At 58.6% G+C, this 15,506-nt stretch carries 13 protein-coding genes; 8 read left to right on the top strand and 5 right to left on the bottom strand.

The features are described 5' to 3' along the window. From CAY53_RS06405 to CAY53_RS06395, 3 genes are all read right to left on the bottom strand, one after another. Entirely contained in the window at nucleotides 1-627 is a 627-nt protein-coding gene (locus CAY53_RS06405) for a LutC/YkgG family protein (RefSeq protein WP_104936427.1), read from the bottom strand. A gap of 69 nt (nucleotides 628-696) precedes the next feature. Continuing rightward, the gene (locus tag CAY53_RS06400) at nucleotides 697-1,992 is read right to left on the bottom strand and encodes a (Fe-S)-binding protein (RefSeq protein WP_104936426.1); all 1,296 of its coding nucleotides are present in this window, start codon (nucleotides 1,990-1,992) and stop codon (nucleotides 697-699) included. 12 nt (nucleotides 1,993-2,004) lie between these two features. Next, entirely contained in the window at nucleotides 2,005-3,390 is a 1,386-nt protein-coding gene (locus CAY53_RS06395; protein WP_104936425.1) for an FAD-linked oxidase C-terminal domain-containing protein, read from the bottom strand. 1,044 nt (nucleotides 3,391-4,434) lie between these two features. Here CAY53_RS06395 and CAY53_RS06385 point away from each other — a divergent pair. The 6 genes from CAY53_RS06385 (at nucleotide 4,435) to CAY53_RS06360 (ending at nucleotide 11,976) form a co-directional block, all read left to right on the top strand. After that, on the top strand, nucleotides 4,435-5,958 hold the full coding sequence (locus CAY53_RS06385) for an LTA synthase family protein (RefSeq protein ID WP_181040200.1): 1,524 nt from the start codon (nucleotides 4,435-4,437) through the stop codon (nucleotides 5,956-5,958). A gap of 121 nt (nucleotides 5,959-6,079) precedes the next feature. Further along, on the top strand, nucleotides 6,080-6,487 hold the full coding sequence (locus CAY53_RS06380) for a GNAT family N-acetyltransferase (RefSeq protein ID WP_104936422.1): 408 nt from the start codon (nucleotides 6,080-6,082) through the stop codon (nucleotides 6,485-6,487). A gap of 401 nt (nucleotides 6,488-6,888) precedes the next feature. Further along, nucleotides 6,889-7,572 carry an XTP/dITP diphosphatase gene (locus CAY53_RS06375; protein WP_104936421.1) on the top strand — a complete coding sequence of 228 codons (684 nt, stop codon included), beginning with the start codon at nucleotides 6,889-6,891 and terminating at the stop codon, nucleotides 7,570-7,572. A gap of 11 nt (nucleotides 7,573-7,583) precedes the next feature. After that, a complete protein-coding gene (locus tag CAY53_RS06370) occupies nucleotides 7,584-9,011 on the top strand; it encodes a pyridoxal phosphate-dependent decarboxylase family protein (protein WP_245874744.1) in 1,428 nt (475 codons plus the stop codon). Beyond that, the gene (locus tag CAY53_RS06365; protein ID WP_104936420.1) at nucleotides 9,008-10,261 is read left to right on the top strand and encodes a peptidase U32 family protein; all 1,254 of its coding nucleotides are present in this window, start codon (nucleotides 9,008-9,010) and stop codon (nucleotides 10,259-10,261) included. The genes CAY53_RS06370 and CAY53_RS06365 overlap by 4 nt, the downstream gene beginning before the upstream one ends. Before the next feature lie 92 nt (nucleotides 10,262-10,353). Next, entirely contained in the window at nucleotides 10,354-11,976 is a 1,623-nt protein-coding gene (locus CAY53_RS06360) for a DUF4153 domain-containing protein (protein WP_104936419.1), read from the top strand. A 60-nt stretch (nucleotides 11,977-12,036) separates the two neighbouring features. On the opposite strand, the gene CAY53_RS06355 is transcribed toward CAY53_RS06360, so the two are convergent. Both CAY53_RS06355 and queD read right to left on the bottom strand, forming a co-directional pair. Next, nucleotides 12,037-12,708, bottom strand: coding sequence for a 7-carboxy-7-deazaguanine synthase QueE (locus tag CAY53_RS06355; RefSeq protein WP_104936418.1), 672 nt, complete (start codon nucleotides 12,706-12,708; stop codon nucleotides 12,037-12,039). Further along, nucleotides 12,692-13,069 carry a 6-carboxytetrahydropterin synthase QueD gene (gene queD, locus CAY53_RS12615; RefSeq protein WP_219842618.1) on the bottom strand — a complete coding sequence of 126 codons (378 nt, stop codon included), beginning with the start codon at nucleotides 13,067-13,069 and terminating at the stop codon, nucleotides 12,692-12,694. Before queD ends, CAY53_RS06355 begins: the two co-directional genes overlap by 17 nt. Nucleotides 13,070-13,195: 126 nt before the next feature. Here queD and CAY53_RS06350 point away from each other — a divergent pair, with 126 nt between their 5' ends. Together CAY53_RS06350 and CAY53_RS06345 are read left to right on the top strand one after the other, a co-directional pair. Then, complete coding sequence (locus tag CAY53_RS06350) at nucleotides 13,196-13,987, top strand: tRNA1(Val) (adenine(37)-N6)-methyltransferase (RefSeq protein ID WP_181040199.1); 792 nt, start codon at nucleotides 13,196-13,198, stop codon at nucleotides 13,985-13,987. Beyond that, nucleotides 13,969-15,504, top strand: coding sequence for a YifB family Mg chelatase-like AAA ATPase (locus CAY53_RS06345; protein WP_104936416.1), 1,536 nt, complete (start codon nucleotides 13,969-13,971; stop codon nucleotides 15,502-15,504). Before CAY53_RS06350 ends, CAY53_RS06345 begins: the two co-directional genes overlap by 19 nt. The last annotated feature ends 2 nt before the right edge of the window (nucleotides 15,505-15,506 follow it).

Genomic DNA, 15,506 nt, shown 5'->3' with positions numbered 1-15,506 from the left:
CTAGTCCTCCAGAAGGATGATGTGCAGTTCCAGTGGGCCGTGCACGCCTACCGCCGGCTCCCGTTCGATATCAGCGGTGCGGCTCGGGCCGGTGACCAGTGTGGTATAGGTGGCCGTGTTGGCCGCCATGCGCTCGCGGACCAGTTGGGTGATGGACGGCAGATCGGGATAAATGGCAGACTTCTTCAGGAGGAGCACGGAAATCTCCGCAATCATGCCGGCCAGACGCACGTCTTCGCTGTCGGTATTGAGCATGCAGGTACCGCTCGCGGCCACGCCCAGCTCGGCCGTGGACAGGCCCATGTCAATGCCGGCCAGATACTGGCGCAGCCCCCCTTTCAGACAGAGAAAGCCCCTGGCCTCGCAGGCTGCGGCCAGTTTGGCAAAATCCGCATCGTTCAGCTCCGGCGCCGCGACGATCTTCTGCACCCGGGTAGGCACCTTGTTGGGCCCCAGGGGCCCCTGGGCCGTGCCAGGCTCGTCGGCCAGCATCTCTGCCGGGGCCTTTTTTTCGCAGATATCCACTACATAATCCAGGGCCGCCGCCATGTCGGGCAATTCCTGCACCACGGCATTGACAGCCTGGGCCTTGGCAACAAAGGCCGCGACCAGTTCCTCATGGTTCATAAAGGGACTCCTTGGTTTTGAAGGGTGTTGCCTGCGCCCGCCGGAGCGCCCCGGCCGGCGCGGCGTGGGTCATTTCAGGCTTTCTGCATACAGTTCGACCGTGTGCTTCACACGCACATCGTCTCCGTTGTGGGACAGTACGTCTTCCAGTTGCATCATGCAGGCCGGACAGCCGGCTGCCACAATTTTCGCGCCGCTCGCCACCACATTGTCGCGCTTGCGCTGCCCGATCTTGCGGGAGTAGTCATAGTGAAACAGATTGAAGGAACCGCCGCAGCCGCAGCAGCGGTCAGCCTCCGCCATTTCGGTCAGTCGGCAGGCCGGATTGGCCTCGATCACATCCCGGGGCTGGCTGACCACGCCCAGGGACTTCTTGAGGTGGCAGGAATCGTGGTAGGTCACCGGGATGGCATCACCGGCAGACGCGGCAGCCGGCCTGACCTGCAACACATCGACCAAAAAGGCGTTGATATCCATGGCCTTGGCGCCCAGGATCGCGGCTTCCCGGGCCTTGGCGGCGCTCAGCCTCCTGGCGTATGCAGGCCAATGTTCCGCGATCGTGGCCGTGCAGGAGGCGCAGGGGCTTAAGATGTAGTCGAAATCACCCCCTGCGAGCGCCCGCAGGTTGGCCCTGAGCTGGGAGAGCATGCCCTTGGCATCGCCGGAAGCCAGAGCCGGAATGCCGCAGCAGGCCAGACCAGAGGGCATGAAGACCGCGACCTGGTGGTGCCGCAGCACTTTCAGACAGGCCTCGGACATCTCGGTGTACATCTTGTCGCCCACGCAACCGGGATAGAAGGCCACCTTGATGCCGCCAGCAAGTCTGGGCTCGTCCAGCGCGCCATAGCGGGCGTGCAAGGGCCTCGCTGCCAGCGGATGGATATGCCGATCACCCAGCATGAAATCCAGCACAGGGGCGCACACCGTCTCCTGGACATCCTGGCTGGAACGAAACAGCAGCCGCTGCGCGGGGGCTCCCAGGCGCATGGACAGGTTGAACAGCCCGGGGTGGGCCAGCAGTTGACGAAAGATGAGTTTCTTGGCCGGGTGCAGCCCAATATAATCATGGACCAGCTCGCGGGCTTCCATAAAAATGTCCATGATTTTGACGCCGGGCGGACAGGCAGCCTGACAGGAGCCACAGAGCAGGCACCGCCCCAGCTTATCGGCCAGGGCCGCCGGATCGCGCAAAATCTCGTGGGCCAGATTATCGATCAGGGCCAGCTTGCCACGGGCCACATCGGCCTCCATACCGGAGGCCCCGAACATCGGGCAGACGGCCTGACAGTTGCCGCACTTCATGCAGGCAATCAGCCTGTCGTCCAGCGCCATGAGCCGCTGGGCCAGTTCATGTACATCGCTCATAAGCGCCCTCCTTCAGATGCCCACCAGCTTGGTGGGGTTTAAGAGACCCTTGGGATCCAGAGCACGGCGCAGGCGCTGGGAGAAGAGGATGGTGCCGCGCGAAGTTTCCTTTTCCATCCACTTGGCCTTGGCCGTGCCGATGCCGTGCTCGCCCGAGAGCGTGCCCTTGAGCTTGATGGCCGTATCGAACATCTCGTCAATCGCCTCCTCCACCCGTTTGAATTCGTCGGCGTCGCGCCTGTCGCAGAGGAAGGTGGGATGCAGATTGCCGTCGCCTGCATGGCCGAACGTGCCCACGTCCAGTTTGTACTTGGCGGCGATGTCGTTGACCGCCTTGACCATGGCCGGAATCTGCGAGCGCGGCACGGTGGCGTCTTCCAGCACCGTGGTGGGCCGGCAGCGGGCCAGCACCGGCAAGGCCAGACGGCGGGCCTCCCAGAGTTTGAGCTTTTCCTCTGCATCCTTTGGCACGTGCACGGCTGTGGCGTGGTTGGCCTGCAGCACCTTTTCCACGGCCGCGGCGTCATCCGCCACCTGAGCCGGATGGCCGTCCAGCTCGATGAGCAGGATGGCGCCGGCTTCGCGAGGCAGGCCGGCGCGGGTGAAATCATCGACGCGGACAATCGTGTTGTTGTCCAAAAATTCGAGGGTACAGGGCACGACATGGGCGGCGATGATACCGGCCACCGCATCGGCGGCGTTCTGCACATCGGCAAACACGGCCATCAGCGCTTTGCTGGCCTTGGGCGGCGGCACCAGCTTGAGCACCGCCTCGGAGAAAATGCCCAGGGTGCCCTCGGACTGGATCATCAGACCGGCCAGATTATATCCGGTTACACATTTGACCGTGCGAGAGCCGGATTTCACGATTTCACCAGTGGCATCGAAGAACTCGACACCCATAACGTAATCCTTGGTCACGCCGTACTTGAGGCCGCGCAGCCCCCCCGCATTTTCGGCGATGTTGCCACCGATGGTCGACACGGATTGGGAACCGGGGTCAGGCGGGTAAAAAAGATTCTTTTGGGCTACGGCGGCGGCGAAATGGGCGGTGATGACACCCGGTTCCACGACCGCATAAAGGTCGTCTGCATTGATTTCAAGGATTTTGGTCAGGGCAGTGGTCAAGACGACCACCGTTTCAGAGGTATCGGGAATGGTGCCTCCCGAAAGATTGGTGCCCGCCCCCCGCACCGTCATGGTGATGCCGTTGTCGTACAGTTTTTTCACGCAGTTGCCGAGCAGTTCCTTTGTGGTGGGGCGTACCACAAAGGCCGGGATGACGGGCTGCAACACGGCCGCATCATACGCATAGCTTATACGGTCAGCCTCGGAGCTGAATACGTTCTCTGCGCCGAGCAGTGCTTCAAAATCCTTGATCAGGGTCTGATGCGCCATGGGGAGTCTCCTTGCAGTCGTGATGACCGCGTGATGGTCGGATCTAGCCGGAGGTGCGGAGTCAGCCAGAAAGTGTCGCCGAGGGGAAGGCCATAGAGCACGGCTTTTCGCCCTGACAAAAATGTACGGTAATATTATATAATTCCAATCAAATTATTCATTAAAAAAGTTCTTCACTGTCACCTTGCGAAGGGCAGAGCAGATAAGGTGCCGGAATCTCGAAAGTAACGTGATAAAACCCAACAGAAAAACCCATGCTTTTGCGAAGAGCGCGCAGCGCGGTACGAACAGAGGAGCATTGACAACCGCCACCTGACCGTGCCTGTTATCGCAAAGTGAGCAGGCAAAAGCCAGGAGCAACGATTGCGGCATCCGGCCGTACAAGCGGAAGAACCGAAAAATTGTATATTGACCCCCGTCCGGAACAGGCAGGTTGGACCTGACGCGCCTCTGGACGGGCTCGTCGCAGAGCCCCCTGGGGCTGTACTGCCGGAGATCCGGCGTGACTGGCCACGCTGCAGCCGATGTGGTGCAGATCGATTTCCCCGTGCTCCTTTCCGGGGGCTCGCAAACCGATATGCAAAGGAAGAGCGCACCGCCCTCTTTCAGCATATGCTACAGGCCCGAGCATATGTGCGCGTCTCGGGAGTGACATTGCCGGCTTATTAGAGTCTTGAAAATATCTTCCGTTATGAGATAATGCCCGGCATGGAACGACAGGTGGGCTATAGCCAGCACCTCAGCAGGGGCCAGTCCACAGCGTGCTGCCCTGCGGAGTATCGGAGCTGTCGTTCGCCAATCTGTTGCAACACTGCCTTTTCGCAGGCTGCCGATGCATCTTGCGCTCACAGCAACGATGTTTGATAGCGGCTATCAAGTATCATGCTCTCTTGCGCAGCAATGATCCAGGTAGTGTGAAACGATGAAAAGCAGAAACACTGAGGAAATATGTCGAGCGCCAAGCCCAGATACCAATTGTATTATATCATCAGTACATTAATAAAAGTGCTGTTTTGTTGTTGTATAGCGAGATTTTCTCCATTCATGCTACCATTAGCAATTGAGTCGATTTTATTGATGTTTATTTTAATCTGTTCACGCTCAACCATATTAACGATATTTTTAATATTTGCAATTACTATAAATGCCTGTCAATTGGCAAATATATATAGCACCGGTGAATACTTAGCCTCACTGACCGTATTTAATATCAATCAATTTCATGATATTGGCAGTCATATTTTCAGTATCATTTCTATAATTTTGGGATATCTCTTACTTTATTTTGTAGATTTCATTGTTTCCAGAAAAGTAAAATATATTTGTAATATAAGAAATATATTATCTATTTGTATTGTCTTTTTTATTATTTTATATTGCGAAATAAATATCATTACATTTCCAATACATAATTTTGTTAATACTGCACATGATGTTGTTAAAATCTATACTTACAAACCAGAACATATTAATAAAGAAATCTTTATCAGAAATAAAATCCCTTGCTATTCCAAAGATTACAATATAAATATTCAAGAGCATAAAGAATATAATGTCATAATTTTATTTATGGAGGGCACAAGCTATCGAGTTTTAAGCGAAGAAATTACCAAAAATTTGTGGGATTTGAAAAACAACTCAATAAATATTGTCAATTATTTTAATCATACCGCAGCAACCTTCAATGGAATTCGCGGACAACTCATATCAGGATACCAACTCAACCCTGGAGTACAATCATTAAATAGTAATATAGATATCACTACTGTTCCTGATTTTATTTTGAAAAATACGTATTCTTCCGTTGTATCATTACCGACAATCTTAAATGATCTTGGGTACAACACTGTTTTTGTCTCACCACATCCCAATCCAAGTGTATTTAACTCCTGGATGTATACCATTGGCTTTAATAAAATTTATGCTCATCCAAAGAATATGAATTTAACTGATAAGGAAATGTATGATTTTATCTATCAAAATCTTCAGCAATTATCCAAAGAAAAGAAAAAGTTTTTCCTCGGCGCCTACATCCTTGGAACCCACCATGGCTTGGATAGCCCAGATGCCAAATACGGTGATGGTTCAAATCCATATTTGAACAAGTTTTATAATCATGATATTTGGTTTGGTGAATTCCTGAAAAAACTCAAATCCAGCACCTTGTACGATAATACGATTCTGGTGGTTACCACGGATCATGCAACCCATCCATCACCGGAATTCAAGCAGACTTTTTCGAGCGATGTTCTGTATTTTGTCGATAAAGTTCCATTTATAATTCACTATAAAGGTGTCAATCCCATGCAAATTGATGCCAATTACCGGAACTCTCTCTCAATGACTCCTACTGTCCTTGACTTGCTCCAGATCTGCAATGTTAAGAATAATTTCCTCGGCAATTCTATCTTTATGCAGCAGGATGATTCCAAATTTGCTCATATATCCAATATACAGCTTACCTTTTACAAGACCGATGCCAGCGGTGTGCAGGTTATTGATCCCAATGACCCGGCTTACCGCGAAGTCATCGGCTTGATCATGGACTTTTTCCATTTTGCCCGCTAATTCCACAGCCCGCCAGGACCCGGTAGATTCTGGTGCATTCAAGTCGCCTGCACACCGGGGAGCAGGCGTCAGTTGTTAACCGGTTGCGTACGGCCAAAAGATATGGAGGTGCCTTGAAAAAATGGAACTCAAAAAGGAAGCGCCAACACCTGAAGCCTACAATGCCCTGCGCCTGCGTTCAAAAATCGGGGGACCAAAGCCTCTGGCCAAGGCCCGGCAGGCCCTGCAAAACTCTCTTCATGTGGTCAGCGTATACGATGGCGAAAGCCTCATTGGTCTGGGCCGGATCATTGGCGATGGCGCTGTCTCTTTTGCGGTGACGGATGTCATGGTGGCCGAAGAGTACCAGCGCCAGGGCATTGGCCATACGATCATGCAGCACCTTGATACCTGGTTTGCAAAGCATACGGATACCACCAGCTATATCATGCTCATCGCCAACAAACCGGCTGATAGGCTCTATAGAAAATATGGTTTTGAAGATGTAGGGGAAATGAAAATTGGCATGCTCAGAAAACATAGCATATAAATACTGTTTCTATATAAATTATGGAAGGCTCCTGTCTTTTTTGATTATGATCCATGCAATATCTGGTCAAAAATAGAAAATACCGTAGACAGCACCTATATTTTTGCTATTTGATGTAATAATGCATCATGATTTCAATCATAAATATGATATTTATACTGATATCAAGGCAAAAAATCATGATCATATATGCTTTGTTGCACTATTGATGATATGCTGTGTTCTGATGTCAATATCCTTATATATTGTCCATATTTTTTTTTGCAGACAGATCCTGAAAAACCATTTCATCATTCTGGAACCGTACCAGCACGATTTTCTGCGGCAGCAGGCTGGTGCAGCAGTGTTCATGTCCGGCTCCGCTCCTGCTTCTCCAATGCCATCAGAGGAAAAGAACAACCATGCAAAGTCTGATTATCCTGGCCACTAAAAATGCGGGCAAAGTCCAAGAAATTCAGGATCTCCTGTCGGCCCACGCGGTCAAGGTGCAGTCGCTCCTGGACTTCGGCCCCCTGCCTGGGGCCGTGGAAGACGGCCAGACCTTTGACGACAATGCCTACAAGAAGGCGCTGCACTATGCAAAGGTCCTGGGCCTGCCCTGTCTGGCCGATGATTCCGGCCTCTGCGTCGATGCGCTGGGCGGCCGGCCCGGCGTGTTCTCGGCACGCTATGCAGGCGAACACGGGGACGATGCCGCCAACTGCGCGAAGGTCCTGGAGGAGATGCGTGGGCAGACGCAGCGGGGGGCGCATTTCACCTGTGTCCTGTCGCTGGCCACACCCGGCGGCCCGGCGCTCACCTGGGAGGCGAGTTGCCAGGGCGAGATCCTTACGGAAAAACGGGGAGAAAACGGTTTCGGCTATGATCCGATCTTTTTCTACCCGCCTTTGGGCAGGAGCTTTGCCGAGCTGAGCATGGCGGAAAAGGGCCGCGTGAGCCACCGGGGCAAAGCGCTCTCCGAATTCGTCTCCGAGTTCGACAAGGTGCAGCGCTGGCTTGCGCAGCGCCTGCACGAGCAGAGGCTGCCCAAGCCCGACCACCACCAGTTTCTGCACAACGACTGGTCAAAGGACAGGATGGTGTGAAGACCGGCGCCATGGACAAACCAATGGACGCGGCACAGATCTTCCAGCGGCTGGCCGAGCTGGCCGGGGCATACCGGGACGGGCAGGCTGAAGGCGGCTATGTGACATACCTGCCGCCTGCCGAGCTGGCCAGACGTCTGGAACTTGACCGCCCTGCCCCGCCGGGCGACTGGGACGAAATCTTCCGCTGGGTGGAACTGTATCTGCGCTACTCGGTCAAAACCGGGCATCCGGGCTACATGAACCGCATGTGGTCATCCGCAAACCTGCCTTCAGTGCTGGGTGAAATGGTGACCGCGCTGAGCAACACCTCGGCCTGCACCTTTGAAACCGCACCGGTCTCCACCCTGATGGAGCAATACCTGCTGCAGGCCATGCTGGACCTGGTGGGCTTTCCAAAGGGATCGGGCCAGATGACGACCGGCTCCAGCAACGCCAACCTGATAGCGCTGCTCATAGCCCGCAATCAGGCAAGCCAGGCCAAGAACAAGGGCCTCTTCGCCCAACAGGAACTTTTCGCCTTTGTGAACTGCGAGGCCCATTACTCCTTTGACCGGGCTGCCAACGTGCTGGGCCTGGGCAGCGATCACCTGATCAAAATTCCCGTGGATGAACACGGCCGCATGCGCACGGATGCGCTGGAGGCGGAACTGGCACGGGTCACGGCAAACGGCGGCCGGCCTTTTTTTGTCTGCGCCACCCAGGGCACCACGGTGCGCGGTGCCTTTGATCCGGTAGCGCCGCTGTTGCCGCTGCGCGAAAAGTATGGCTTCTGGCTGCACTGCGACGGCGCTTGGGGCGGGCCGGTGATTTTCAGCCAGAAGCTACGTGCGCAGTTTCTGCCGCATCTGGAAAAGGCGGATTCCTTTACCTTGGATTTCCACAAGATGCCAGGCACCGCGCTGATGTGCAATTTCCTGCTTTTGCGCGGCAATATGGGCGTTTTGCAGCAGACCCTGAGCGCGGGTGACGAGACCTATATTTTCCGCAGCGAAGCGGACGGCTCGCTGCGTGATCTGGGCACACTGTCCTTGCAGTGTGGTCGCCGGGTGGACAGTCTGAAAGCTTTTCTGGACTGGAAATTTTACGGCAGGGCGGGCTTTGCCGCGCGGGTGGAAAACTGCCTCTCGCTTGCCGAATACGCAGAAGAGCGCGTACAGGCCCTGCCAGAACTGGAGATGGTGGCGCCACGGGAATCCTTCAACCTGTGCTTCCGCTTCTGCCCGCCTGCAGGGGTGGATGCGGCTGCACTCTTGCAGGCCATTCGCTCGCGGATGCAACGCGAAGGCCGCTATCTGGTGGGCACCGGCTTTGTGGGCGGTGAACTGGCCATGCGCTTCATTGCCACGAATCCAGCGATTGGCAGGCCGGAAATCGATGCCTTTTTGCAGACTGTGGTGCAAAGCGGCAAGACCATGCTGGCGGAGCAGGCGGCATGAGCGCGGCCCCTGCCCTTGCCCTGCCGGAACTCCTGGCGCCGGCTGGCAATCTGGAAAAACTGAAGGTGGCGGTGCACTACGGCGCGGATGCCGTGTATTTGGGCGGCAGGCAGCACAGCCTGCGCGCCCGGGCCGCCAATTTCAGCGAGGATGAAGTCCGGCAGGGGGTGGCCTTTGCCCACGCGCACGGGGTCCGGGTCTATGCGGCGGTGAACATCTTTGCCCACAACCGCGACCTGGACGGCGTGGCGGCATCCCTGGCCTTTTTGCAGGAAGCGGGGGTGGATGCCTGCATCGTGGCGGATCCCGGGATCCTGCGGCTGGCACGGCAGCACGCGCCGGGCATGCCGCTGCACCTGTCCACCCAGATGAATGTCAGCAACCGGGAGCACGCGCTTTTCTGGCAGGAGCAGGGTCTGGCCCGCCTGAACCTCGCCCGGGAACTGGGCTGCGAGGAAATCGCGGCCATCCGCAAGGCTGTGCGCTGCGGGCTCGAAGTCTTTATTCACGGCGCGCTCTGCATTGCCTATTCGGGCCGTTGCCTGCTCAGCGCCTATTTCACGGGCCGGGACGCCAACCGGGGCGACTGCGCCCAACCCTGCCGCTACTCCTATGCTCTCGTGGAGGAGAAGCGGCCGGGCCAGTATTTCCCGATAGAGGAAGACGAGCGCGGCGCCTACGTGTTCAACTCCAAAGACCTCTGCCTTTTGGGCCATCTGCCGGTGCTGGTGGCTTTGGGCGTGGATGCCCTGAAGATAGAGGGCCGGATGAAATCCGTGGCCTACGTGGCGCAGACCGTGCACCTGTATCGCCAGGCCCTGAACTGGATAGGCGGCCAGCAGGCAAGGGGCGCCGGACTGGAGAGCCTGACCATGCCGGCCCGCTTTTTTGCCGAACTCGCGAACATCGGCACCCGCGGCCACACCGACAATTTTTTTCTGGGCCAGCCGGATGCAGATGACATGCTGCATGGGAGCGCCAGGCTTGCGCAGAGCAGCGTGCCGGCGGGGATTGCGCGGACAGCCGAGCCGCTGCTTGTCGAAGCCCGCCATACCCTCGTTCCGGGCGATCGGCTGGAATGCCTGCTGCCGGAGCGCCTGCAGCCGCTTGCCGCCCGGATTACGGCGCTTCATGATGCCGACGGCCGACCGCTTGCCCAGGCCAGACCCAGCCAATGCGTGCGCCTCACCCTGGCGCCTGCGGTGCAGCTTGCGCCCTGCACCCTGCTGCGGAAAACGCCCCATCGCTGATGCCGCAACCCACCTGCCATGGGCAGGGGCGGGCGGCCAGGGGAGCGGCCTGCTTTGGCGCCCGAATTTCATGCTGATTGGAGATTGAACGAATGAGAGCATTTTTTGAGGAATGCAGGGATGAGGTCAAGGCGCTGGCGGGGCAATCTCCGGCCAGTGTGGCGGCAGTCGGTGTGGCAGCGCTGTGTTACCTGTGCGCGGCCTCGGGCCTTCTGGGGTGGCAGGGGGGACTGATTTTTTATAACATTCTCTGCGCCTCTGCCCTGCTCGTTATTTCTGACGCCCTGGGCTGGCCCGGAAACCGCCTGTGGCGGGCAGCCCTCGCCCTGGGCTCGGCGGTACTGGCCTATTTTTTCGTGTACCGCTTTGACGCTGCCCTGGATCATACGGTCAAGCTGCACTGTTTTGCCCTGTACTTTCTGTTATTGCTGCTTTTCGTGCTGGCCCAAACGCGGCGGGGCGCAGGTCAACTGCGGGTGCTGGCGCAAAACGGGCTGCTGTTCGGCACGCTTTTTCTGCTGTTTGTTATCATTTACGGTATTTTTCTACTCACTGCCGAATGGCTTTTTGATATCAAGCACCTCACCTCGGTCTGGCGCCACGGCAATATCCTGGCCGCCTTTGCTCTGTTCCTGCTGTTTTTGGCCAGGACGGCGCACAGGGCCTCCGAAGAGGCTGAAGCCACCAGTATGGGTAAAAAGGAGCAGTTACTCTACGGCATCCTCTACTACTCGTCCTTTGCCTATGCCGTGCTGGTGGCCTTCTACTGTCTGATCTGGCTGGTCGGCATGGGCCAAAGCCACCCCAGCGTAGTCCATCTGGTCATCTGGTCCTCCAGTTTCAGCCTGCTGCTCCTCTGGCTGAAAACGGAAGCCCTGCGCGCCACTGACCGTGCTTTCCTGCTGCTGACCGGCCTGCTCTCTGTCTGTGCCCTGGGCGCCGTATGCCTGCGCATCCGGCAGTACGGCCTGACGCCGAACCGCTATTTTGTTTTGCTGGCCTCGCTGTGGCTGATTTTTTCCTGTGGGTGGCATTTTTTGCGCAAGGATTGCCGCATGGCCCTGGCTCTGCTTGTGCCCCTGGTGCTTGTCGGCGTGTGGACACCTTTGGGCGCGATCGATCTGAGTGTGTGGTCCCAGACAAAACGCCTCGCTGCGCTGGAAGAGGTTCCGGCCAACCGGGAGCGGATGGCGGAAATTGCGGACTTTCTGAGCCGCTACGGGCAGGAGGCGAAAATTCCCGCGACAGTGTCCGAAATACTACGGCACCCTACTCTTCCTCCTGCAATAAGCGTTCGTGCCAGTCTGGAGCGTGCCCCAGAAGAGGAGCTGCTGCACATTGCGCCTTACGATTACGCGCTGATGCATCTTGACGCAAGACAGGAGCGCGAATATGCCAATGGCGATGTGCGTATCAAAACCAGCCGGGGCGGCAGGCTGAGCGTCGTTTACCAGGACACTGTCCAGGCAGAACTCGATCTGGGGCAGGTGTTACGGGAGAGCCTGCCGGTGGAACAGGGGCAAAGCGCCTACAGCTACGAGATCCGCCCGGAAAAGCGCTGGATAAAAGTGCAGGGGCCGGAACTGGACATTGCCGTGTATGTGGAGCGAGCTGATTTAAAGTGGGAATATCCGGCCGGAAAGCCCAAGGTGGTGACGGATCTTGACGCGGACCTGGAGTATAGGGTTTTTCTCGCCAAACGGCGCGGCACATGAGGAGCCGACGACAGGGCTGCCCGCAGGCAGGGGCAGGACGCCGACTTTTTCCGGCCGCTGCTACACGCCCCTTTTCCGCCCTGGCCAGAGCAGGGTATGGAGTTGCAGTTGCAGGCGGGCCGGGGCCTGATGGGCGAGCATCAGCTCGGCAAGACGCTCCGGCTCCAGACCCGGCCGGACCGGGGAGAAGAGCACCGGCACCAGGGCGTGGAGCCCGTGCCTCCGCACAAAGTCCAGGGCCCAGAAGAAATCCGTTTCATCGGCCAGCACAAATTTGACTTCATCCGTACTGCCTCGCTTTTTCCGGAGTGCCAGCAGTTCCAGATTTTCAGGGCAAAAATACGCTGCCATGCCGGAGCCGGGGCATTTGACATCCAGAATCACGCTGACTTCCAGGGGGACCCGGGCCAGGGACAGGGTGCCGTTGGTCTCCAGCAAAACCTCTTTGCCGCCCGCCAAAAGTCGCTCAATCAGCGGATAGGCGCCCTCCTGCAGCAGCGGTTCTCCGCCGGTCAGCTCCACGAGTGGGCAGGCATGCCCCAGGGCCCAGGCCGCTGCCTCGGCCACGGTGCACGGCCTGCCGCCCGTAAAGCTGTAGGTGGAGTCGCACCAGAGGCAGCGCAGATTGCAGCCCGCCAGGCGAAAAAAAAGGCAGGGCAGACCGGCGCGGGCGGACTCGCCCTGGATGGAGTAAAAACACTCGCAGAGCGCGAGTTCAGCGCTGGTCTGCACCGTAGTAGATCACCCCGGTGTTGTCGGTTTCCCGCACTTCCACCGAAAAAAGCGCATAGCGCCCGTCGTGGAGGAGCGGCTCCAGCGCCTGATAGAGAAAAAGCGCAATGTTTTCCGAGGAGGGATTGATCTCCCTGAAGGCGGGGAGTTCGTTCAGATCCTGGTGATCCAGTTGCGCCAGCACGCTGGCCACACGGCTCTTCAGTTCCCGGAAATCGATGCCCATGCCGAGCCGGTCCAGTTTCCGCGCCCGGACCGTGACCCTGACCTTCCAGTTGTGGCCGTGCGGCCGTTCGCAGTTGCCGGGATAGGCCCGGAGATGGTGACCGCCGGAAAATTGGCTTTCAATAAAGATATCCACGCATTCCTCTCTCTGTGCAGTTGCCGGGCTTGCGCCCGGTATGCGCTCAATGGTAAACATGTTGGCCATGAACTGTCGAGTCTGTTTTTTGCATTTTTCGCCCTGGCGGCCCGGGCGGTGTCCCCCATGAGCGCCTGCGTCCAGCCTGCACAGGTCTCTCCGGCAGCCGCGGGAGAAGTCAGTCAGGACCGGCTTTTTGGCGGCCGCCTCCTGCTCTTCCAGCCCCGGCACGGCTACCGTTTTTCCATGGATGCGGTGCTCCTGGCCCATTTTGTGCGGCCCAGGCCGGGCTGGCGGATTTTGGATCTGGGTTGCGGCTGTGGCGTGGTCGGGCTGATTGCCGCCTACCGTGTGCCCTCCTGCACGGTGACCCTGCTGGAGCGCCAGCCGGAGCTGGCCCGGCTGGCTGCGGCAAACGCGGCGGTCAACGGCATGACGGACCGGGTGCAGACGCGGGAAGCGGATCTGCGGCAGTTGGGTACCGTGATCCGGCCGGAATCCTTTGATCTGGTCTTGTGCAATCCGCCCTACTATCAGCAGGGCCGGGGCCGTATCCGCCCGGATGCGCAGGAGGCCAGCGCACGCCACGATCTGTCGGCCGGTGTGGCCGACTTCGTTCGTGCCGCGGCCTTTGGCCTCAGGAACAGGGGCCGGGCGGTTTTCATCTATCGGGCCTCAAGTCAGGCAGCGTTGCAGATGGCGCTGATGAGCTGCCGCCTGGCGCCCAAGCGGGTGCAGATGCTGTACAGCTATCCGGGCGCGGTTCAGGCCAGGCTGTTCCTGGTTGAAGCCCTGAAAAACGGGGGCGATGCCTGCACGGTGCTGCCACCCTTTTATCTGCATGCCGGGCCGGAAGGAACATATACCGCGGCCATGCAGCGCCTGTATCAGGAGGAAGCATGCTGGCCAAGGCCCTGAGCGCCACGCTTGCAGGCGTTGATGCCCGTATGGTGCAGGTCGAGGTGGATCTGGCCCAGGGTCTGCCCTCCTTTGCCACCGTGGGCCTGGCCGAGGGCGCGGTGCGCGAGGCCAAGGACCGGGTGCGGGCGGCCATCAAGAATTCCGGCTACAGCTTTCCGCTGGGCCGTATCACGGTGAATCTGGCCCCGGCCGCGGTACGGAAGGAAGGCACCGGTTACGATCTGCCGATGGCTCTGGGCATCCTGGCTGCGGCCGGCGCTCTGGCAGCGGAGCTGCTGGACGGCGTCATGGTCTGCGGCGAACTCTCCCTGGACGGCGCTCTCCGGCCCGTGCCCGGCGTGCTGCCCATGGCGCTGGCCGCCCGGGCCCACGGTTGCCGCCGGATGCTGGTGCCGCTGGACAATGTGCGCGAGGCTGCCCTGGTGGAAGGCATTGCGGCGTACGGCGCGGCACGGCTCGAACAGGCTCTGGACTTTCTGGCCGGCCGGGCCAGCCTGACGCCGGCCCAGGCGGACATTGCGGCGGTGTTTGCGGCGGGACGGCAGGATCTGCCGGACTTTGCCGAGGTGCGCGGCCAGAAGTCGGTGAAGCGGGCCTTTGAAATCGCTGCGGCCGGCGGCCACAATATCCTGGTCTGTGGCGTGCCGGGCACGGGCAAGACCATGATGGCCAGGCGGCTGCCCTCCATCCTGCCGGCCCTCACCCTGGCCGAGGCCTATGAAACCAGCCGCATCTATTCCTGTGCAGGGCTCCTGCCGGCCGAGTCGCCGCTCATCACCGTGCGGCCTTTTCGTTCGCCGCACCACACGGTGTCGGATGCGGGCCTGATAGGCGGGGGCCAGACGCCCCGGCCGGGCGAGGTGTCTCTGGCCCACAATGGCGTGCTCTTTCTGGACGAACTTCCGGAATTCAGAAAGCAGGTGCTGGAGGTGCTGCGCCAGCCGCTGGAAGATGGCGGGGTCACCATCGCCCGGGCCGCCTCCTCCCTGCGCTTTCCGGCCCGCTTCATGCTGGTGGCCGCCATGAATCCCTGTCCCTGCGGCCATCTGGGCGATCCGGCGCGGCCCTGCACCTGTTCCCCCCTGGCCGTGCAGCGCTACCGCAGCCGGATTTCCGGACCGCTTCTGGACCGCATCGATCTGCACATCGAAGCCCCGCCGGTGCCGGTCAAGGAGCTGTTAAACCAGCCGGTCGGCGAGCCTTCGGCCGCCATCCGCAAGCGGGTGCAGGCCGCGCGGCTGATCCAGGCCAAGCGCTTTGCCCGGGAAAAGCAGCTCTACTGCAACGCCCAGATGGGTACCAGGGAAGTCGGAAAACACTGCCCGCTGGACGCGGCCTCCAGCGCGCTCCTGCATCAGGCGGTGAACCGTCTGGGACTTTCGGCCAGGGCCTATTACCGTATTCTGAAAATCGCCCGCACCATTGCCGATCTGGAAGCCGCGCCCGCCCTGCGCGACGTCCATGTGGCCGAGGCGGTGCAGTACCGCCGTCTGGCCTTTTCCGGCCCCGCCTGAGC

This window comes from Desulfobulbus oralis (assembly GCF_002952055.1).
Taxonomy (GTDB): Bacteria; Desulfobacterota; Desulfobulbia; order Desulfobulbales; family Desulfobulbaceae; genus Desulfobulbus; species Desulfobulbus oralis.
The sequence above is the reverse complement of the archived record's forward strand: the minus strand, read 5'-3'. Positions and strand labels throughout refer to the sequence as shown.